Below are 19,048 nucleotides of genomic sequence, written 5' to 3'. Positions count from 1 at the left end.
TCGATCAGATCGGTCTCCGAGTGGCGGCGAGGAACACGTAGTTCGGCGAGAACGGGATCCGTTCGTCGTTCCGGTAGTCGTAGATGAGGTTGCCCATCACGACGAGGTCCGTGTTCTGGTTCTCCGGAACCTTGCGCGCGAACCCGCGCAGGGCCCGTTCGAACTCGACGAGCCACTTGCCGTCGTGGCCGAAGTTGTACTGGCGGGCCAACTCGTCGAGGAGGCCGAGGTCGACTCGACGGTGGAGGCCCACGAACTCGCCTGAGTCCTGGTAGATCGAAAGGACGCCGAGGCCGTCGTCCTGTTGGGTGCCGCCCGGCGTCACCTCCGCCACGTGAAAGAGGTGGTCGACGATCATGGCGACCTGGACCGGCATGAGGGCCTTGAGCAACTGGAGCTTCTCCCTGTCGATCCTGGTCTTCCTGTTCTCGACCTTGCAGACACCGTTGACCATCGCGAGCAGCTGCTTCTCGATCTCGTCGGGGGTGGGCGGCTGGTCGGGAAGGATAGCGTCGAGGTATTCGCGGGTGCAGACCTTGACCACCTCGTTCAGCGGGGCGATCTCGCCGCCGTCGCTGAAGTGGTCCATGGCGCGGGTGAAGGCGTCGGCCACGGGGTTGGCGACCTTCGAGGAGCCTTCGGTGAGGTCGTCCTCGAACTCCGACACATCGTCGTGCGGCTCATTGCTCTGGCTGTGATCATCTGGCAAAATGGACATAGGAAGAGTTCCCGTCTTCTAGGTCCGGCCATCGAGTTTGGCGCTCGGCCGGACGAATGTCTTGTTGCAGAGCCCCGCTTCGGCGGGGCTCTCTTCATGTCGTCAGGCGGCGGCGAGGAGGCGGCCGAGCTCGGCCTTTCGCTCAGTCGACAGGCACGGCCAGGTCGAGACGATCCGTGCAGCAAGCGCGGCCAGGTCGTCGAGGTCGGCGGCGGATTCGGGTGCGGTGCGCGTCGCATCGCCGATCGGCTTGGCGATCAGGTGCAGGTCGCTCTCACGGATCCTGTAGGCATTGCCCACCTTCACTGCCGGCAGAGTGCCGTCGTGGATGCGCTTCATCAGGGTGGTGCGGTCGCCGTAGTTGGCGTCCTGCAGCTCGCGCAGGGGATAGAGACGCTCAAGCGTCGTCGCGGTGGCCATGGCGGGAGACCTTTCGTCGAGCCTCGGTGTCCCGACTACTGCGTGCGTGGTGCACGGTCGGTCTCCGCCAGCCCTGGGTCTCTGTCGCCAGTCGTCGCGGTCGCATCCTGGGATGCGCCTGCTGCCAGTCTAGCAGAAAGCATGTGAATCTGACAGCATGGCGACCAGATAGTGTTGGAATCGCATCACTTCGCTCAGATACCAGGAGATCCGTCATGCCCGAGTCGCTCAAGGCGGTGTTCGCCCGTCGGCTACGCCAGGAGAGGGTCGCGGCCAGGGTGTCCCAGGCCGAACTGGCGCGGCGCATCTCCGAACGCCTGGGCATCGTTGTCGACGGTTCGGCGATCACGCGGATCGAGAATCAGGGGCGGTCGTTCAAGCTCGAGGAGGCCGTCGCGGCGGCGCAGGCGCTGGGAGTGCCGCTCGCCGTGCTGGTGAGCGGCAAGTCGCCCACGGAGGCTCGGGTCGACGAGCTGCGCCGAGGGCTCGAGCTGCAGCAGAACCGAGCGGCCGAGGCCGAGGCCGAGTTCCGCCAAGCGCAGGCGGCGATGGTTGCCATCGAGCAGGAGATCGACCAGATCGAGGCCGACGGCGGCTGAGTGCCTCACGTCGTTCACCGGCCCTCCGCTCGGTCGTGGAAGTGAGGCAGTGGCTGCTTTGAGTCGGGGCTGGATCGCACGCTGCCTCACGCGAAATGCCTGGTCAGGCTGCCAATCAAGGCGAGGTGAGGCAGGAGGCAGCAGTTCGCGAATTTTCTCTGTGCGTGTGTGCGTGCGCGAGTGCGCTTGTGAAAAATCGTTGATATCACTGCCTCACTGCCTCAAGTAGGTAGATGTGTACATATGACCTGGGGTTTTGCCTGAGGCAGCGAATGAGGCAGCGCGTGAGGCAGCGCCGGTACGGCTCGTCGCTGCCTCACCGATACCGCGCCCGAGATCCTCCCCATCGCCCCTCTGGCTGACCAAGTTCGTCGCGCGCCGGCCGGAGGCCGGGCCTTCGCACGCACCCAACGCCTGTCACCACCCGCCGCCTCGCTGCCGCGGCCCACGCCTCGAAGGCGTGGCCCCGCACCTTCCTCCGACCTCCCGCGCCGTCGCCGACGCAGTCACGTACTACAGGCAGATCGCTCAGCTCACGGTCGACGAGCCCCTCCTACGCCCTCTCCGGCCTCGGGCACGACCTCGACGCCGACCTGGGTGCGATCGAGCGCGGCATAAGCGCCGCGACGGTCGACGACCTCGCCGCCATCGCCGCTGCGCTGGAAGTGACGCCGGCAGTGCTGCTCTCGCACATCCCGCTCGACCATCCAGGCGCGGGTTCGCTCGCGACCGGCGTCACGGAGAACCTCGAGCAGCCCGAGCTGCGCGCATGGCTGGAGGGGAGGACCACACTTGACCATGCAGCCAGGGTCGGCTGGGCAAAGGAGCAGGTCATCCGCCTCGAGATCCGATCCACGTTCTTCGAGGACCAGGCCGGGGGTGCCCGCGCCGACCTCGGCGAGCTGGCGCTCCGGGAAGCCGATGCCATGCCGGCACAGCTGCTGCACCAGCGCGTGCGGAGCAGCGAGCATGAGATGTCTCAGGCTGACCTGGGGCTGGCCTTCACCGAACGGCGTCTGGAGCGCTTGCTCGGCGCGGACCGCTGACCTCGAATACGTTCGCGGCGGGCCGCATCCGTGCTGGTCACTACGGCTGGCGACGTCTGCGAGTGGCGGCACGCGCGATTCATCGTCTGCCGACAGACGAGCCGCGTATTGCAGGTAGCGAAGGCTCACCGGCCAGGGTCGTCGGCGTTGCTGCGAGGGTGGCACTTGTGTAGTATCGAAGTAACACGACAGGCTCGCTTCTCTAGATGAGACGCGGGCCTGTTCTCTTTCTACCCCCGGGTGCCGGGGACGCCAGGACGATGCACACGTGACAACCCCGAACAGCACCTACGCGAAGCCGTTCCTCACGGTCCCCGAACAGATCCGCCGGCTGCGCGGGCGGGGCATGGACTGCGGCGACGACGCCTACGCGGCCGCCGTCCTGCAGCGCTACGGCTACTACCGGCTGTCGGGCTACTGGCACCTCTACCGCGACCGGCCTGCGCCTCCTGCGCCCCGGTTCGACGACGAAGGACGAGAGATCCGCCTGGACACGTTCGTGCCAGGGACCGGCCTGGCGCACGTGGTCTCCCTGTACGAGTTCGACCACGAGCTCCGCATGCGTCTCAGCGACATCCTCAGCACCATCGAGACGACCTTCCGCTTCTTCATCGGCCATCGACTCGGCAGGGTCGACGCGTTCGCACACAGGCACCCCTGGGCGCTCGGCGCGACGAGGCAGGAAGATCCCAGCGCCCCGCCCGAGCCGACCACCGCCTACCGCGAGTGGCTCGAGGAGTACGACCGCCACGAACAGCGCGCCCGGGGCGACTTCGTCGTGCACTTCCGCCAGCAGTACGGCCCCCACCTGCCCATCTGGGTCGCAACAGAAGTGATGTCCTTCGGAGTGCTGAGCAGCCTCTACGACCTGATGCTGCAGTCCGACCAGGAGATCCTCGCAGCCCGGTTCCAGGTCCGAACCGCCGACGGCCACGGAGACCGCGGCGCTCTCGGGAACTGGCTGAACAACCTCAGGAACGTGCGGAACATCTGCGCGCACTACGGCCGCCTGTGGAACCGCGCGTTCGACGTGATCATCGACGCGCCGGGACAGGCTCGAAAAGACGCTGACGACCTGCTCGCGCCGCTCGCGGACGGCGGGACGAGCAACAGGCTCTACGGCGTGCTGCTCGTCATGCGCCACCTCCTGCTGAGCATCGCGCCGGAGAAGCGCGACGTCGTGAACCTGGTCGACTTCATCGAGGGCCAGTCCCGCGCCGTCGGCTTCGGCATGGCGCAGCTCGGATTCCCGGACGACTGGCGGAGCAGCCCGATCTGGGACCGGGCCTTCGCGCTCGACCGGTCGCCGATGGCGGCCGCGAGCCTGCTCGACCGGGCCGAGTGCATGACCGCCGCCGAGACCCGTGCGTCGCTGACGGAAGCGGAAGTGATCGAATCAGAACGGACTCGGACCCCGGCTCAGGCCGCGCGAGCGAAGAAGGCAGCTCAGCGCAGCCTGCTGCGGACCTACCTCAAGCACGACGTCGTGATCGAGGTCGAGCTCGGAGAGACGAAGTTCTACCCGGCCTTCCAGTTCCGCGACGGGAAGATCGTCGACGCGCTTGCCGAGATCAACCAAGCACTCGCCCGATCCTGCGGAGGCTCAGATCCGACCGACGTCGCCAGGGCGCTCCTGGACTGGTGGCAAACGCCGCACCAGGATCTGCCGCAGAACGCGGACGGCTCGGACCGATCGCCCCTCGACCTGCTGAACTCGGTCACCGAGGAGGAGTTCACCGCGGCGATCGACGAGGCGGACGCCATGCGCAGCTTCGTCATGCCGCACGACCTTGACCAGGGCAAGGCGTGCGAGTGACCCTACGTGTCGGAGTGCCGGGGCACGAAGACCGCATCCGCGAGCTGGCTCGGGTCGAGATGGAGGAAGGCGCTGGACGAAGCCAAGGACAGCCGTACGGCGACCTCGAGGCCATCGGCGGCGGCGTCGCGCCCGAGCGCGTGACCAGCACATCCAGGTGACAGGCTTCAGACCTTCGCTAACCGCGGCGACGTGGTTGAATTTAGGTTCAACGTCTAAAAGTCACCTCTGACCAGGGGTTTCATCCTCCCAGCTTCAGGCAGGTCCGATGGATGATTTCCGGTCTGCCATGAGTTGCTCAGCGTTTGGCCCGGCCCGTCTGGGATACTTGCCCGTCTAGCACGCACCCCGGTGCCATCCTTGCGGGGCTGTCGCTCGGGTCAGGTATGCGCAGACCATTCTCCAAAACAGGTGTCGATATGCCAGATACTATGGCTAGATTCACCCTGCAGGAGATCCACTAGAGGTTAAAACCTGTCGGCTGGCAACCCTGGGTGATGAGCCGTTATTCCGTCGAACGGCGAAGTCACTCGAAATCCCGGATATATAGACGCTCAGGTTTCGCCCCCTCGCCCTCAGTATGGATCTGCTCCGTTCGCTTCCATCCGGCGCGCTGGTAGACGTATTGTGCTCGATTATTGGAATCAATCACCCATAGGCGTAGGGACGTGCAGCCATTTTCTGTCGCCCAGCTCTCGACCTCCGCAAGGAGGTGGCCTGCCAGCCCGGAACCCCACGCATTCGGATCTACAGCGAGGTAAAAGAGCTCCGGTCCGCTATCGCCCTCTGCGGCGAGTGCAAATGCGTCTAGAGACCCGGCCCGTTCGAGAAGCAATGCAGTGGGGCTAGGTAGTTTTAACCGCCGAAGAACTCCAGCACGCTTCGCCTGCCACGCGATTGGTCTCTCGAGGCCATCGCGTCGCGCTGAAGCTGCAGACCACACGCGAGCCATAGCGTCAATATCGTCATCGGTCGGCATGTCCGTCCGTCGGCACGCAATGCTACTCGAACTCATACGGTTCAGTATCCCACGGCGCGATCTAGGCACGGCACCTTGTGGTCACTGTCTGAGAGGCGTTCGAGTTGTGTGAAATGGATCGTGGGACTGGTGAGCAGGTTGGTGTCACAAGATCTGAGGCGCTGAGGAGACGTCGCAGGTAAGATTGTGGATCATGCCCGCTCTGTGCCTCCAAGGGTTTTGTGACGACGTCGTTCGTGTCACGAGGAGCCGTGAACGAGATCAGAAGCTCTCGACGGTCGCGAAGGGCCTCGGGGTCCCCGCATCCTGCCGGACGAACGGGATGCGCTAGGCCGACGTCGAAGAATGTGCCCGGCGTGCTCCACGAGAGGCCCAACCTGTCCAATCCCATCCCTGATCAGGCCCCACGATGATCCGATGGACCCCTGTTGCTGGCGTGTTCTCCAAGGTTCCACCTCGCCCCAATCCGATCCCTGTGCAGTGCACCTTCGCACTCAAGCCGCAGGTCAGGGGCCTTAGCTTGCCAAGATGACGCCTCGGGTCGACCTGTCGATCCAGAGGTTGGTATGTACCGGAACGCGGTGGAGTTCCGTTTCAATAACTAGTGAGATTCGTTGATGATTCTTGTCGAGTGTTGAGTCAGGACTAGTGCCCGGCGCTTTTGCAAGGGACCTACCCGCGTAGTTGTGCATCGTCCGTCGTGCGCCGCTCCGCGGTGGGGAGGAGCCCGATGGGGCGCGGGATTATGCCCATGGAGATGTAGGTCGTGTCCGCCTCGGGGTGATGCGCCGCTAGTTCGGCTCGCTTCCACGACAGAACGAGGAGCCGGCGCAACGATCGACGTGGACGACGGCTCCGCCCAGGGGGACTGCTGCACGATCAGGTAACAACTTCAAATTCGTGCCACTAGGCGCCCCCGAACTGTATAGAGTGACGCCTACCAGGAGGGGGATTCGAGTGTCGGAAAGCGGACCAGAGAAGAGACTGAAGTTCTTCGGCCTCAGCGACTACGGAACCTTCTGGCAGGCCGACCGCTTCCTAGAGCTCGTCCGTGAATTCGATGCTACTCGTGGCGATCAAGGCATAAACGACATCGTTGAGTTGCATCATCTCGCGTTGTTCCTAGAACACAAAGTTCTCCCGAAGGACCTGGCCGAAGCAGAGCGAGACGCGCCTCTGGCGCACGTCCCCGAGATCCGGAAAGTCATCGGCAGGTTTTTCGGCAAAGTGACTGACGCCACCTTCTCAACGCTCGTTCAGGACGTTGACTTTCAGTACCGCACAGACGTCCTCGATCTCCTCGGAAAGAACAAGGTCTTCGAGCGCTGCACTGACTCGATCGTGCTTGCTGCACTTCAAGAGCAGAGTTTCCACCCGCACGATCTGCTCTCATGCCAGGCACTCGTGCGTGCCTACGACCAGGAGATTCGGGCCCTGCTACTCGCTGGGCCGCGCAATGCTGAGCTGCTTGCGCGGAAGTTCCTCCAGTCCGAGGGGCGGGATCCAATCCATCTCCCGAAGAGCTTCACCCCCGCGGATCAGCGTGGCCTGTTTGACCGCTACCTCGATGAGGAAGAGCCCAACCTCAACTTCGTCAAGCTGATCGCATCCGCACGAGCTGACAAGAACACCGGCGTCGATGCACGACTGAAGCTAAAGGCTCGTCGCAAGGCAGATGCGCTCACGAAGAAGATGTTCGAGTCCACGGAGGGGATCAAATCCGGCTGCGAAGTGGGCATCTCGGCCGATCAGGTCGAAGAGGTCGTCCAGTCTTTGGACGGCATGGTTGGCAAGTACTCCTACAGCCGAACCTGGCTCACGGAGAACCTCGACTACCCGACTATCCTGAATAACTTCGTTCACCTGTTCCAGTTCGCCAACGACCACATGCTCCTGGAACTCCCTTCCTACGAAGCGCAACTTGGCGTCTTCGAGCGGTTCATGGGTACGCCGGGCAAGGGCGACTACCGGACGGGGGCGGCGTTCAGGCTCCAGGACCAGGCGTCCTTGCTCCAGACCTTGATGTACGAGCGCTTCCTCAGCTCCGAAGGTATAGAGCTCGAGTCGGTCATCGCTTGGTTCTTCACGGACTACCTTGAGCAGGAGTTCGGTGCCAAGGGGCTGAAGTACCGCGCCTCCAGCCCGACCGCTACCTACCTTGAGAAGAGCCGCCACCTGTTCTCAGAGATGGAGAGCGTCCTCAAGCAGTTCACGCTGCATGTCGACTACGGCGAGGTTGACCCGGAGCTGCTGACAATCACATCGGAGCAGCTTTCCTACGGCGACATCCCGAGTCAGGTCGTGGATAAGTACGCCTACGTTGCCAACAACGCAGACATCCAAGGAATTCAGCACCTGCTCTTCTCGGACCAATCCGGATTGGCGTACATCAGCAGAGATCTGGAGGCAGAGAGCTTCCTCCACTTGGTCGTCGCCAATGACATCGCCTACGACCAGTTCCACGAGTACCAACAGCGCAACATCGACTTCCTGGTCGAGAAGGGCATCCTGACCGGAGATCGTGACCGAATTGCGTTCGCGAGCGCGCCACAATTGCATGTGCTCAAGGAACTCTGGGAGTGCGAGGTGACGAGCTGTCTCCATCACTCGGCTGCCGGCCAGAAAGCCATTGACGAGATGGTGAGCGCCGGATGGCTGGCGCATCGATCAACGCTGCTCAGCGCCGCGGAGGTCAGCTACTTCAACTACTTCCTTAACGATAAGGAGTTCAGCAACGGACCTAGCCTGCGCAACCGCTACCTCCATGGATCACAGGCAGACGGTGACGACGACCGCGTTCACCGCCACACGTATTTAACAGCGCTCCGCCTACTCGTTGCGCTGGTCATCAAGATCAACGATGACTTCTGCCTGACGGATAACGCCGTGCTCGCGAAGGAATAGGGGCCGACCGCTGGCATGGTCGAGCCCTCTTCAGATCCCTAGTATGTGGCGTCTCAGCCGGGTTCCCTGCCGCCGTGATGGCGCGCTACCGCCTTCGTGGCGTCCTGCAGGCTGACCCACGTCGAGGGTGAGCCTGTGTCCCCTGCTCAGTAGCGAGCACTGACCGTGGGGAGAGGGCGCATGTGAACCCCGTGTTCAGATGTACCTATGTGCCGGGACTCGGTGGAATTCAGATTTAACGTGTAGAGGAGGACCGTCACAGATGGGTCATCTGGGGGGCGGGATTGAGACAGCAGCGCTGGTCGCGTCGCGTCCTGATCGCCGACGGTCTCGCGTGTGCGCGGGAAGGAGACCATCGATCCGGAGACGGTGGTGGTCACGCTGAAGTGGTGAATACCGGTTCCATTGCCGCGACCGCGGTGGCCCGCGCATCCGCGTTCATCGTCGCCGGGGCGTCCTGCCAGAGGAACAGGTCGAAGTCGGCCTTCCCCAGCGAGGAGTCGCGGGCGTACTCCACCAGGCTACTGCGGATGCCCGCGGCGCGGGCCTCAGCGACGTACTGCTTCAGCAAGGCGTCGTCGCCCCATTGCGCAGCGGCGGAGATCTTCCGCAGCGGTGTGGCGTCGGGCGGGAGGGTGTCCTGGAGGTTTTTTAATCACCCCAGTACCCCCGATCGGGTGCTCCCGGCACAGCGCGGATACCTCGTACCGAGTCTTGGCTGGACGGTCGTCAAATCAGTGCCGGAACGTAGGCTGTACTGCGAAGGAGACCCCATGATCACGGGGCCCGACGGTCTTGCTGGAGAGCTCACAAACCCAGAGGTGCTGGTTTGACGAGCTCGAGTCACGCCTGGCTGCCTGACCATCACCTCAGCGTCGCTGCGACCTTGGCTCACACTGACGAAGTGATCGCCCAGGTGGCCGACATCCTCTTCGAGTACCAGACACAGCCGGCGGGCATCATTGCCTTACGCGAGGTGCCGATGGTGACCCACAGTCAGACGGTCGTCACCGGCATGGCTCCGATCCCGCGTAAAGTGCCGCTCTTGGTGGCCGATGCGCTGGTGGCCCTGCGCAACGCGATCGAGCACACGCTTTTCGCCGAGGTCGAGCACCGAGACGGCGTGCTGGGGGAGAGGGCCGCGAAGCTCGTTGAGATGCCGAGCGCGAAGACCTACGAGGACTTCCAGAAGTGGGTGAAGGGTCGCGCGAAGAATGGACCTCCGTCGCTGCAGCAGGGGAGTGACCTGCTCAGGCGCATCGACGGCCTGCAGCCCTTCCATCGGACCAAGGACCCGCAGAATCATCCTCTGGCGCTGTTGGCTCTGCATACCAACCACTCGAAGCATCGCGCGCCAGCGATCACCGCCGTTGGTCTCGCCGGGATCCACCGAGAGGACCGGACGCCGCCGTTCATGGCTCTCTTCGAGCGCCGTCCGGAGACACCGGTGGAGGTGGGCGATGTCATCGCGGAAACTCCGCGTGGTGTTCAGGTCCCCGTAGCCCTTTTCCCGACCATCGGGATAAACCGGCCCGGCACCGAGCGCTGGCCGGTGCTGATGAAGGAGCTCGATGAGCTCTCCACATGGGTCCGTGCACAGGCGATCCCACGCCTGATTACTGGTAACGATCCACCGGCCCCGGCGCTCCCGCCTCGATACGAGATCACAGTCGGGCACGACGACGAGCGTCGTGCTCTGGCGGAGGGAGCGACGCTCTCCGCGGCGCAGGTGCACAACGACCGGCTGGGCGCGTCGACGGTGCGCCGGGACATGACCGAGACGCTCAGCCAGATGGACGACGCACCTAGTTCGGAGCAGATCTCGGCGTGGCTCGAGAGCCTGTCCGATCAGGAGATACTCAGGCGGATGCGGGAGCTACAGGCAACGGGTACCTACGAGCCGGATATTGTCCTGAGCAACTACGCCGTCCTTGAGGCGATGCGTGATGATGCTCGCCGGTTCGCCGGGTTGGACTCGTGAGTGGAGGAGATCTAGCCGTGACTACCGCTCTGTTTCGGCTCCGTCGATGAACTCTGCGAACTCGTCGTTGGTGCGCACCGTCAGCCCAAACTCCTCCGCCTTAGATCGGACGGCCCCGTCGCTCGTGACGACGATCCAGTCGGGCGGGTCGAGGTACTGGCTGTCGTTCCAGCATGCTCGGCCTGAAACCGCGTCACCGCGTCCCTGGTCGCATCGCTGACGGCCTTCACCAGTGCGGGGTCACCCTGAGCCGCGTCGCTAGAGCTCATGCCTGACCCATCGCTCGTCGAAGGAGTCGTACCGCTCCTTCCGGTCTACCTTCCACTCACCGCCCTAGAGTCGCATCGTGTAGCGAAAACAGTTCGCGAGGATGTGGTGCTGCAGCGTTTCGATGACGACCGCCTTCTTCACGAGAGCGCCCGCGACGAACTTCTCATCCACGTGGTACTCGGGCGGGTGCCCACAATGGAGTGAGACCTGACGGCCGGTCTTGCGTTCCTTGGTTGTGCACGAGGACTCGAAGATCACATCGAGGTCGCGCTTCATGTCGGAGCTCACTGCACCTCGGCCCTGCTCTGCGATCGCCTGCCACTACGTGACTTCCCACTGATGCATGCGTCCGATGAAATGACGCAATACCGCGTATGCCTCGTCCACTTGGCCCGTGTTCGCGCTCCTTGGATGCCGCTCCAGTGATGGTATGTGCTGGACTGCGAAGGATTCACTCCCTCCGCGGCGTGCCGCCACTGCTCGTTGCCGAAATCTATCGGGCGGCCGCGGCGCTTGCGGCGGTGGGCGATCTGACCATCCGGTTCAGGAATCGTCGCGCGTCGCCCTGACGTCGAGCGAGGTGCTGCGCGAGCGAGTCGGGCTCTGCTACGCGAAGGCGCACCTTCTCGTAGCGATTTTACGCGCTTAAGGTATTCCCGCAGGACTGTGCTATCAGCGACTCCGTAGCGGCACCGGCCACGTACTGCACAGGCTGGTTGCCATCCACCTGCACGGGGGCTGGCACCCTCGGCAACGCTGAGGACGTGTTGGAATTGTGCAATAGGGGGCTCCCGTCCGCCCTCGAAACGGTGACGAAGGAGTGATGATGGCTGGTCTGTCAGTACTGGAAGCTGGCCAGTGGCAGGGATCCGGAGCCCCGACGGCTCGTAGGCTGCGCGACGGAGCCACCCGCCTCGCGGAAATGGTTCCCGCGGAAAACCGCCAGGTAGTGACGCTCGGCAACGCCGTCAGCGGGGCGCGGGACGGTGTGCAGAACGCCGACGTGCTGGTAGAACAGCTCCACGCGGTGCGCGCGGCAATGGCAGCACTCCCGGCGGGTGATCTCGTGGTGTCTGTCGGTGGTGACTGCGCGATCGAACTCGCCCCGGTCGAGGCTGCACTTTCTGCCCACCGGGACCGTCTGGCGGTGGTGTGGTTCGACGCGCATGCGGATCTCAATTCGCCGGAAACATCTCCCTCCGGAGCGTTCCACGGCATGGTGCTGCGCGCTCTGACAGGTGACAGTCCCGACGCGTTGAAGCCGACCAGGGCCCTTCCGGCGAATCGAGTGGTCCTGGCAGGGGCGCGTGCCCTGGACCCCGGCGAACAGGATTTCGTGGGCCGCCACGGGATTAGCCACCTCAGCGTCGCTCAGCTGAATGAACCGGACGCGCTCCTGTCTGCTGTGCGCGCGACCGGTGCTGAGGCGGTGTACATCCACATCGACCTCGATGTGCTCGATCCGGGGGTCTTCCCAGCCGTCGGCTCTCCTGAACCCGGCGGCCTCACGGTCGAGGCGCTCCTGCAGGCAGTGCACGCGCTTGCGGAAGAGTTCACTCCCGCGGGCGTCGGAATTACTGAGTACGAACGAGCCGACGAGGCCGGACAGGATGAAGAACTGCTCCAACGAGCGGTCACGGGAATTGTTGACGCCGTCCGGAATTGAACGGGAGGCATTTCCCTGATCTCTGTGGTCCTACGCGACCATGAAATTGAGATTGGAGAACAGAGAAACGAAGGAGATTGGTCATGGGGCGCGAAGTCGTCATCGTTGGTTCAGGGATCGTCGGGATCTCGTTGGCTCATGCTCTGGCAGCCAAGGGCCTGAGCGTCACGGTCCTCGACCGCGACCGAGGCACGCCACGTGGCTCAACCGCCTTCGCACCCGGCTTCATCGGCCTCTACAACGACGTCGCGTTGCTGACGGAGTTGGCGCGGGACACTGCGTCGCTCTACGACACCATCGGCGATGGCTTCCGCCGGACCGGCGGGCTGGAGCTGGCGACTTCGGATGCCGGAGCCGCCGAAGTCGAGCGCCGTGTCGAGACAGCCCGCTCGGCAGGGTTGCGTGCCGACCTGCTCCCGGCGTCCGGCCTTCCGGACACGGTGACTTCATACGTGGATGCCGGACAGGTTCGCGTTGCAGGCCACTTCCTCGACGACGCATCTGCAGACGTGGGCGTTATTGGTCCTGCCCTCCGTGCGGAGGCTCTAGCCCGTGGGGCGAAATTCCTCAGCGGTCAGGAGGTCGTCGGTTGCGAGCGACAGGGTTCAGGAATCGCCGTCGTCACTGCAGCCGGGGACTGCTTCTCGGCCGACGACGTCGTGCTCGCTGGCGGCGTGTGGGGCCCAGACCTCACGGCACTGACTGGCCTCGACCTGCCGCTGTTCCCCGTCGCCCACCCCTACGTGTACGACGGCCCGGCTGCGGCCTGGAGCACAGGGCCGTTCGTGCGTTGGCCGGAACACCACGTCTACTCCCGGATCCATGGGGACCGGCTGGGCATCGGCACCTACGACCACCACCCGGTCCCTGTCAACCAGGATGGGCTCGCGGCCGGGGCTGGACTGGAGTGGTCAGCGGAGTTCGATCCTGCTGTCGAGGCGGCCCAGGGCCTCCTGCGGCCCGAGGCCAGGTTCACGCCTGAGCGCCGGATCAACGGCGTCTTCGCGATGACCCCGGACAACCTCCCGTTCTTGGGCAGGCACCCGAGCATGGAGGGGGTCTGGATCGCTCAGGCCCTCTGGGTCACCCACGCTGCGGGGGCATCCCGGATGCTCACAGAAGCAATGCTCGACGGGCTGGAAATTGTCCAGGAACTCGACCCGGCGCGATTCGCTGGCACTGACGCCGCTATGCTCAAGGACAGCGCTTTGCGTCTTTACCGCGACATCTACGCCAACGATGCGACATGAGTCCAGAGCGAGAAAGTTGCGACGTGTTGACGACATTAGGCCCGAGCGAGGTATCGGGGAATCCACAGTTGAGCAGACGCGCCTTGTGATGGGCCCGCGCCACGGTCGTGGCGCTGCCAGTGACCGCGTTGGCGTTTCGTTCTGTGGCAGCGGTGTTCATAGCGGATAGCGATGGTTCATCGCCGCCCTGCTGACCTACGGACTGATCTAGACGGCACGTAGCACCTAGCGGTGTCACCCGGAGGTACTGGCAGCTTGGAAGGCATCTGATCAGGAGTCCTGGCCGATAGAGTGGTGCCGATGCTGATGATCATTCTCGGCTGCCTCAGCATGGGTGTGGCCAACGCCGTGGTCGGTGCCGTGATCGGCACGGAGACCGTCTTCCTCTTCATGGGAGTCGCGTTCTTGTGCGCGTCTCTGGCCGGCCAGGCATCCCACTGCGCCCGCGCCGGACGGCTGCTCCCTCAGCTGGACTGGTCACACGTCGCCGCACTGAATCTTGCCACCCTGATGACGTTCGGGGCCTTCTATCTGGCGCTGGCGTGGATCCCGGCATCGCTCGCCGCCGGCGTGGAGGCCGCGTTCGCACCTCTGGCCACCCTCCTGTTGGCGCTCTGGCGCAAGAAGCGAGCGCCGTGGAGTGTCTGGTTGCTCGCACTCAGCGTCTTTGCTTGTTCGATCGCGTTCGGCGCGACGCAGGCGCAGTCATCGCCGGCCGGTAACCAGTACGTCGTCGGCGTGCTGCTCGCCCTGGTCGCCGGTGCCGGCATGGCGATCCTCGCGATCCTGTCACGCTCGCTCGGGGAGCGTGGGGTGGACGCCTCGAGCATTCTGGCTGTCCGCTACCACCTCGCCTACATCGTCGCGTTCGGATTGGCTGCTCGCGACTACGGGTTCGAGGGCGACATCGCAGTCCTACTGCATGACCTGTCCTGGATCGTGCCCCTGGGGCTCGCCGCGGTGGCGTTGCCGTTGTTCCTGATCCAGTCGGGCATGATGCGCACCGATCCGACCCTGACGGCGATCCTCATGGCCAGCGTTCCGGCAATCAGCTTCCTCACTGAGACGACGTGGTTCGGCTGGTCGCACGGCATCGCCTCGTGGACCCTGCTCGCCCTCCTGGTCCTCCTCGTGTGCGTGTACGGCGTTGTCGACCAACGGCGCAGTCGGCTCTCCGTCGCGAGTGCAGCTGTCAGCCGAGATCACTCAGAGCGTTCAGGGCTTCCAGAGGGCTTGACGGCTCACGAACTGATCTCCGGCGACACATAGACTCATCTTGGATAGTCAGTACGTCGAGAGGTCGTTGTGAAAATTCCATTGGTGCAGGTTGATGCGTTCGCCGAAACGCTCTTCGAAGGCAACCCTGCAGCGGTCATGCCGCTGGAGCACTGGCTTCCGGACGATGTACTCCAGCAACTGGCCCTCGAGAACAATCTCTCCGAGACCGCGTATCTGGTCGAACGTCATGCCGACGACGCGCCCGACTCGGCCCGGCCTGCCTACGATCTGCGCTGGTTCACCCCCGCGACTGAGGTCGATCTGTGCGGCCACGCCACGATGGCCGCATCCTCCTATCTGTTCGACGACGTGCACGACGATGCCGACGCGCTCCAGTTCTCCACGCGCAGCGGCTGGCTTACTGTGACCCGATCGCCGGATGGTCTGATCACCATGGACTTCCCCGCCCAGCCACCGACCCCTGTCGACGTCGACCCACTGATTGCGCGAGCGCTCGGAGCTGAGGTGTTGGACGCGCATCGCGCGACCGACTTGATCTACACCGTCGCAGATGCCCAGACGGTTCGAGAACTCAGCCCGGACCTGACGTACCTGGCGTCGCTGCCGGTGCGTGGCATTGCGGTCACCGCGAACGGCGACGGCACAGAGTTCGACTTCGTCTCGCGCTGGTTCGGTGCCCAAGCCGGAGTTCCTGAGGATCCGGTGACCGGTTCAGCCCACTGCCAACTGGCCCCATTGTGGGCAGAACATCTGGGCACGGACGCCATGACGGCTCGCCAAATGTCATCGCGAGGAGGGACGGTCGCGATCCGTCTGCACGGCGATCGCGTCCACTTGTCAGGGCGGTGCGTGCGATACCTCGAAGGCAACGTCACGCTCCCCGCCTAGCCAACCGAACGTGGTTGCAAAGGTACAGACCGCTATGCATCGGTCTGTCGCACGGCAACCTGGGGCTCGCGGCGGCAGCAGCTCGAGGCCTCGATCGGGCTTGCGAGACCTGATCGGCTCCGATCGGCCTCGATGCTGTGGCGACCGTCGACGAGACCCGCAAGTGAGCCGGCGAGCGCAGAGTCTTGGCCAAAGCACGTCTCGCCTTCGCGGCCGCGCCTCAGGGCTCTCCAACTACGGCGCCTGCGTCGCAGTTCCCCAAGGGTTGTCGATGATGTAGCGCCAGGTGCCGTCCACGCCGCGGCGCGCTACGTCCGTCGCTGTCCCCCGGATATCGACCTGTTCGCCATCCGGTGCGGTGCCGGCGATCGTCCAGTCCACGATGAGTAGCGCGATGTCGTCCGCCACGTAGACGTGGCGCGGCCGGACTTCGATGGGAAGTCCGAGGGACGCCATGCGGGCATTGGCCTCGCGGCGGTCCGCGCCGGTCGTGATCTGACCGGGGCTGCTGATGAAGACTCCCGCTTGCTCGTACACGCGCTCGACGACGTCAGGGTCGCCGGTGTTGAACGCTGCGGCGAATACGTGCGGCTGCTGCTCGGGGCTGGTGGCCAGCGGAAAGTCACTGACGGATGGGACAATGTTCTCGGTCATGCCGTCCAGCGAATCAGGAGGTCTCGTGGCTCACCAAGCGGTAAGCACGCGGTGGGACGAGGAGCTCGTGCTGACCGCCGACGGGCGTACGCGAGCCCCGTCGCCGGACTGCCCGGTCGAAATCTCCCTGACTGCGATCGCCGGACGCTGGACGACGCTCGTGTTGCGCGACCTCATGCCTGGACGCCCCCTCTCCTACTCCGAACTGGCCCAGGCGCTGCCGCAGCTCAGCGACAAAGTCCTGTCCGACAGGCTGAGCGAGCTCGTCTCCGCAGGGCTCGTGGAGAGGACTGTCATGAACGACTTCCCACGTCGGACCGCGTATCGGATCACCGACCGCGGCCGAGAGCTCCGTCCTCTGCTGATCGAGCTTTACCGAACCGGTCTGGCCCTCCAGGGACACACAATTGGCGTCCAAGGACAGCCGCCGGAATAGCCAAGAACTACCTACCTCCTGACGAGTCGATCAGCCCTTGAAGCGCGTCCCGGGTGCTGGTGAGCTCGGCGATGCGGCCGTCATGGGCGTGGAGGTGGTCGACGAGCAGCGGCACAGCGCATGGTTCCAGCCGGTCTGTGTCGTGGATGCATTCGAGCAGCTCCCGGATAGCGTCGACGGGCAGCCCCGCCCCGAGGAGCCTGCGGATCGAGTGGACCTGCTCGATGATCGCGGGCGAGAACAGGCGCTGATCCGTCGAGGATCGCTCCGCCTCGATGAGCCCCTGGTTCTCGTAGTGCCGGAGCATCCGAGGCGTCGTGGAGGTGAGTGCGGCGAGATCCCCGATCCGGAGCCGTTGGTCCACGGCTTCGCGACTTGCCTCTGCCACTGGTGTCAACTCCTACCGTCAGTTCCATGACCACTTCGATCACTCAGTTCAACGGTAAATCGGCCGACGCGGCGGACCTCGCGCCGCTGGCCTTCGCCGGGTTCGCTCACTTCACCGCGATTCAGGTCCGCGATCATCGGGTGCGGGGCCTGGACCTGCACCTGGAGCGTCTCCGGTCCGCCAGCGACTCGCTCTTCGGCCAGCACCTGTCCGAAGGAGTGATTCGTGGCTACCTGCGCAACGCTCTGGCTGTCGCTCCGCCCGAGGTATCGCTGACCTGCTTCATCAATTCGCGACCTGGAGAGTTCGCACCTGCCGGCGACAGCCTCGACCTCGACGTGCTGGTTAAGGTCACCGGCCCCGCCGAGCCGCCTACCGGCCCTCTCTTCCTCGACGTAGTCGAGCACGAGAGGCATCTCCCCCTCGTCAAGCACGTCCGCGAGGTCTCCAAGACGCTCCTGCTCCGGCGCGCGAACGCACGCGGCTTCGACGACGCCGCGTTCACGGATCGCTCGGGTCGACTCAGCGAGGCGACGATTTGGAACCTTGCCTTCTGGGGCGGTGAGTCCGTGATCTGCCCGGGAGCCGAGGTCCTCCCCGGCGTCACCATGCAGATCCTTGTCCGTCGCCTCCGCGCGCTCGGCATCCCGCAGCAGAGTCGGGATGTGAGCCCCTCGGAGCTCGGGGCGCGTCTTTCCGCTGTAGTGATGAACACATGGAGTCCTGGCATCCCGGTCGCACGGATCGGCGACGCGCCGCTCGGTCAGGACCCCGAGTTCGTGCGCCAACTGCAGGGGGCCTACGCCGATGAACCGATGATGTCGGTGTAACGGGTGAGTCGAAGGCCGCGCCCCTCAACCGTTGTTGTCGCCGGAAATCCTTGGATCTCGTTGTCGGGATGCTGCACGTCGTACTCCTGGCGAGCCCAGGCGATGGTGTCCGGGTGCTCGAGCGACCAATCGGCCAACGCCTTGACGAGGTGGGTCAGGCTCGAGCCGGTATCAGTCAATCGGTAGTCGACCTAGCTCTCCGATCCTAGGCACCACGGCTGGACCGGCGAGAGGCGCATCGCTCCTGGGGCTCTAGCATGGAGCCATGGCAGAACCGACGCGCTGGGCGACCGAGACCAAGGACGGCCACTCGCAGTGGTACATCGACCGTTTCCGCGGAATGGCGGCCGAGGGCCAGGATCTCGTGGGGGAGGCGCGGCTGATCGACGCCATGGTCCCGCGGCGGGCTCGGATCCTTGACGCCGGATGCGGCCCGGGCCGGCATGCCGGCGAGCTTCACACCCGCGGCCACGACGTCGTCGGCGTCGACGCGGACCCCGAGCTGATCGACGCCGCACGGCAGGACCACCCGGGCCCGTCCTACGCCGTCGTCGACCTGACCGAGCTGGATCTGGAGACGCTCGAGCGGGCGGACCCCTTCGACGCCGTGCTCATGGCCGGCAACGTGATCGTCTTCGTCGCGCCGGGCACAGAGACCGAGGTCCTGCGCCGAGTGCGGGCCTGCGTCAGCCCGGAGGGGTTCATCGCCGTCGGCCTCCATGTGAACCGGCACCTGGCGCTCGCCGAATTCGACCGCTATGCGGCGGAGGCCGGATTGCGGGTCGAGCATCGGTTCTCGACCTGGGACCTCAAGGCCTGGCACGACGACGCCGACTTCGCCGTCACCATCCTGCGGTACGCGTAGGACCGCATGGTCTCGCGCTGCTCCTTCCCAGCCCGATGCTGGGCCAGGCCCCTTACGAGCCATTGGTATCCGTCCTTGCGGCTACTGCCGGTTGGCACG

General features: G+C 64.5%; 21 protein-coding genes. 13 read left to right on the top strand and 8 right to left on the bottom strand.

The genetic code is table 11. From position 1 onward, the window contains the following. Window positions 1-4: 4 nt before the first annotated feature. On the bottom strand, window positions 5-718 hold the full coding sequence (locus RIN46_RS08820) for a hypothetical protein (protein ID WP_309082316.1): 714 nt from the start codon (window positions 716-718) through the stop codon (window positions 5-7). 102 nt (window positions 719-820) lie between these two features. Next, window positions 821-1,138: a helix-turn-helix domain-containing protein gene (locus RIN46_RS08815; protein ID WP_309082317.1), complete on the bottom strand. Its 318-nt coding sequence runs from the start codon at window positions 1,136-1,138 to the stop codon at window positions 821-823. Between the two features lie 215 nt (window positions 1,139-1,353). On the opposite strand from RIN46_RS08815, the gene RIN46_RS08810 reads away from it, so the two are divergent. From RIN46_RS08810 to RIN46_RS08795, 4 genes are all read left to right on the top strand, one after another. Continuing rightward, a complete protein-coding gene (locus RIN46_RS08810; protein WP_309082318.1) occupies window positions 1,354-1,737 on the top strand; it encodes a helix-turn-helix transcriptional regulator in 384 nt (127 codons plus the stop codon). A gap of 665 nt (window positions 1,738-2,402) precedes the next feature. Further along, window positions 2,403-2,783 (top strand): hypothetical protein, encoded by a 381-nt coding sequence (locus tag RIN46_RS08805; RefSeq protein WP_309082319.1) that lies wholly within the window; start codon window positions 2,403-2,405, stop codon window positions 2,781-2,783. A 268-nt stretch (window positions 2,784-3,051) separates the two neighbouring features. Then, window positions 3,052-4,599, top strand: coding sequence for an Abi family protein (locus RIN46_RS08800; protein WP_309082320.1), 1,548 nt, complete (start codon window positions 3,052-3,054; stop codon window positions 4,597-4,599). Further along, window positions 4,596-4,760 carry a hypothetical protein gene (locus tag RIN46_RS08795; protein ID WP_309082321.1) on the top strand — a complete coding sequence of 55 codons (165 nt, stop codon included), beginning with the start codon at window positions 4,596-4,598 and terminating at the stop codon, window positions 4,758-4,760. Before RIN46_RS08800 ends, RIN46_RS08795 begins: the two co-directional genes overlap by 4 nt. 365 nt (window positions 4,761-5,125) lie before the next feature. Here the strand turns inward: RIN46_RS08795 and RIN46_RS14330 are convergent, their stop codons facing one another. Next, entirely contained in the window at window positions 5,126-5,551 is a 426-nt protein-coding gene (locus RIN46_RS14330) for a GNAT family N-acetyltransferase (RefSeq protein WP_375164261.1), read from the bottom strand. Between the two features lie 984 nt (window positions 5,552-6,535). On the opposite strand from RIN46_RS14330, the gene RIN46_RS08790 reads away from it, so the two are divergent. Beyond that, a complete protein-coding gene (locus RIN46_RS08790; protein WP_309082322.1) occupies window positions 6,536-8,482 on the top strand; it encodes a hypothetical protein in 1,947 nt (648 codons plus the stop codon). A 376-nt stretch (window positions 8,483-8,858) separates the two neighbouring features. Here the strand turns inward: RIN46_RS08790 and RIN46_RS08785 are convergent, their stop codons facing one another. Beyond that, window positions 8,859-9,053, bottom strand: coding sequence for a hypothetical protein (locus RIN46_RS08785; protein WP_309082323.1), 195 nt, complete (start codon window positions 9,051-9,053; stop codon window positions 8,859-8,861). Between the two features lie 333 nt (window positions 9,054-9,386). Here RIN46_RS08785 and RIN46_RS08780 point away from each other — a divergent pair, with 333 nt between their 5' ends. Next, the gene (locus tag RIN46_RS08780; protein ID WP_309082324.1) at window positions 9,387-10,463 is read left to right on the top strand and encodes a hypothetical protein; all 1,077 of its coding nucleotides are present in this window, start codon (window positions 9,387-9,389) and stop codon (window positions 10,461-10,463) included. Window positions 10,464-10,796: 333 nt separating this feature from the next. On the opposite strand, the gene RIN46_RS08775 is transcribed toward RIN46_RS08780, so the two are convergent. Beyond that, window positions 10,797-11,045, bottom strand: a complete 249-nt coding sequence (locus RIN46_RS08775; RefSeq protein ID WP_309082368.1) for an NTF2 fold immunity protein — start codon at window positions 11,043-11,045, stop codon at window positions 10,797-10,799. A gap of 511 nt (window positions 11,046-11,556) precedes the next feature. Here RIN46_RS08775 and RIN46_RS08770 point away from each other — a divergent pair. The 4 genes from RIN46_RS08770 to RIN46_RS08755 all read left to right on the top strand — a co-directional run bounded on the left by RIN46_RS08770 (window position 11,557) and on the right by RIN46_RS08755 (window position 15,776). Next, a complete protein-coding gene (locus RIN46_RS08770; RefSeq protein ID WP_309082325.1) occupies window positions 11,557-12,399 on the top strand; it encodes an arginase family protein in 843 nt (280 codons plus the stop codon). A gap of 83 nt (window positions 12,400-12,482) precedes the next feature. Continuing rightward, window positions 12,483-13,649 (top strand): FAD-binding oxidoreductase, encoded by a 1,167-nt coding sequence (locus RIN46_RS08765; RefSeq protein WP_309082326.1) that lies wholly within the window; start codon window positions 12,483-12,485, stop codon window positions 13,647-13,649. 300 nt (window positions 13,650-13,949) lie between these two features. Further along, window positions 13,950-14,918 carry a DMT family transporter gene (locus tag RIN46_RS08760; protein ID WP_309082327.1) on the top strand — a complete coding sequence of 323 codons (969 nt, stop codon included), beginning with the start codon at window positions 13,950-13,952 and terminating at the stop codon, window positions 14,916-14,918. 36 nt (window positions 14,919-14,954) lie between these two features. Then, the gene (locus tag RIN46_RS08755) at window positions 14,955-15,776 is read left to right on the top strand and encodes a PhzF family phenazine biosynthesis protein (protein ID WP_309082328.1); all 822 of its coding nucleotides are present in this window, start codon (window positions 14,955-14,957) and stop codon (window positions 15,774-15,776) included. 234 nt (window positions 15,777-16,010) lie between these two features. Here RIN46_RS08755 and RIN46_RS08750 read toward each other — a convergent pair whose 3' ends face one another. Next, a complete protein-coding gene (locus tag RIN46_RS08750) occupies window positions 16,011-16,430 on the bottom strand; it encodes a DUF4440 domain-containing protein (protein ID WP_309082329.1) in 420 nt (139 codons plus the stop codon). A 25-nt stretch (window positions 16,431-16,455) separates the two neighbouring features. On the opposite strand from RIN46_RS08750, the gene RIN46_RS08745 reads away from it, so the two are divergent. Continuing rightward, window positions 16,456-16,866 (top strand): helix-turn-helix domain-containing protein, encoded by a 411-nt coding sequence (locus RIN46_RS08745; protein WP_309082330.1) that lies wholly within the window; start codon window positions 16,456-16,458, stop codon window positions 16,864-16,866. Between the two features lie 7 nt (window positions 16,867-16,873). Here the strand turns inward: RIN46_RS08745 and RIN46_RS08740 are convergent, their stop codons facing one another. Continuing rightward, on the bottom strand, window positions 16,874-17,254 hold the full coding sequence (locus RIN46_RS08740) for a MerR family transcriptional regulator (RefSeq protein WP_309082331.1): 381 nt from the start codon (window positions 17,252-17,254) through the stop codon (window positions 16,874-16,876). A gap of 26 nt (window positions 17,255-17,280) precedes the next feature. On the opposite strand from RIN46_RS08740, the gene RIN46_RS08735 reads away from it, so the two are divergent. Further along, complete coding sequence (locus tag RIN46_RS08735) at window positions 17,281-18,084, top strand: aminotransferase class IV (RefSeq protein WP_309082332.1); 804 nt, start codon at window positions 17,281-17,283, stop codon at window positions 18,082-18,084. Here RIN46_RS08735 and RIN46_RS08730 read toward each other — a convergent pair. Continuing rightward, window positions 18,054-18,263 carry a hypothetical protein gene (locus RIN46_RS08730; RefSeq protein WP_309082333.1) on the bottom strand — a complete coding sequence of 70 codons (210 nt, stop codon included), beginning with the start codon at window positions 18,261-18,263 and terminating at the stop codon, window positions 18,054-18,056. The two genes, RIN46_RS08735 and RIN46_RS08730, sit on opposite strands and share 31 nt — an antisense overlap. Window positions 18,264-18,349: 86 nt before the next feature. Between RIN46_RS08730 and RIN46_RS08725 the strand changes: the two genes are divergently transcribed. Continuing rightward, window positions 18,350-18,949: a class I SAM-dependent methyltransferase gene (locus RIN46_RS08725; RefSeq protein ID WP_309082334.1), complete on the top strand. Its 600-nt coding sequence runs from the start codon at window positions 18,350-18,352 to the stop codon at window positions 18,947-18,949. The last annotated feature ends 99 nt before the right edge of the window (window positions 18,950-19,048 follow it).

The sequence above is a fragment of the Zhihengliuella sp. genome (assembly GCF_031178195.1).
In the GTDB taxonomy this organism is placed as follows: domain Bacteria; phylum Actinomycetota; class Actinomycetes; order Actinomycetales; family Micrococcaceae; genus Zhihengliuella.
Note: the sequence above shows the minus strand (reverse complement) of the source record. Positions and strands in the feature narration are given on the sequence as shown.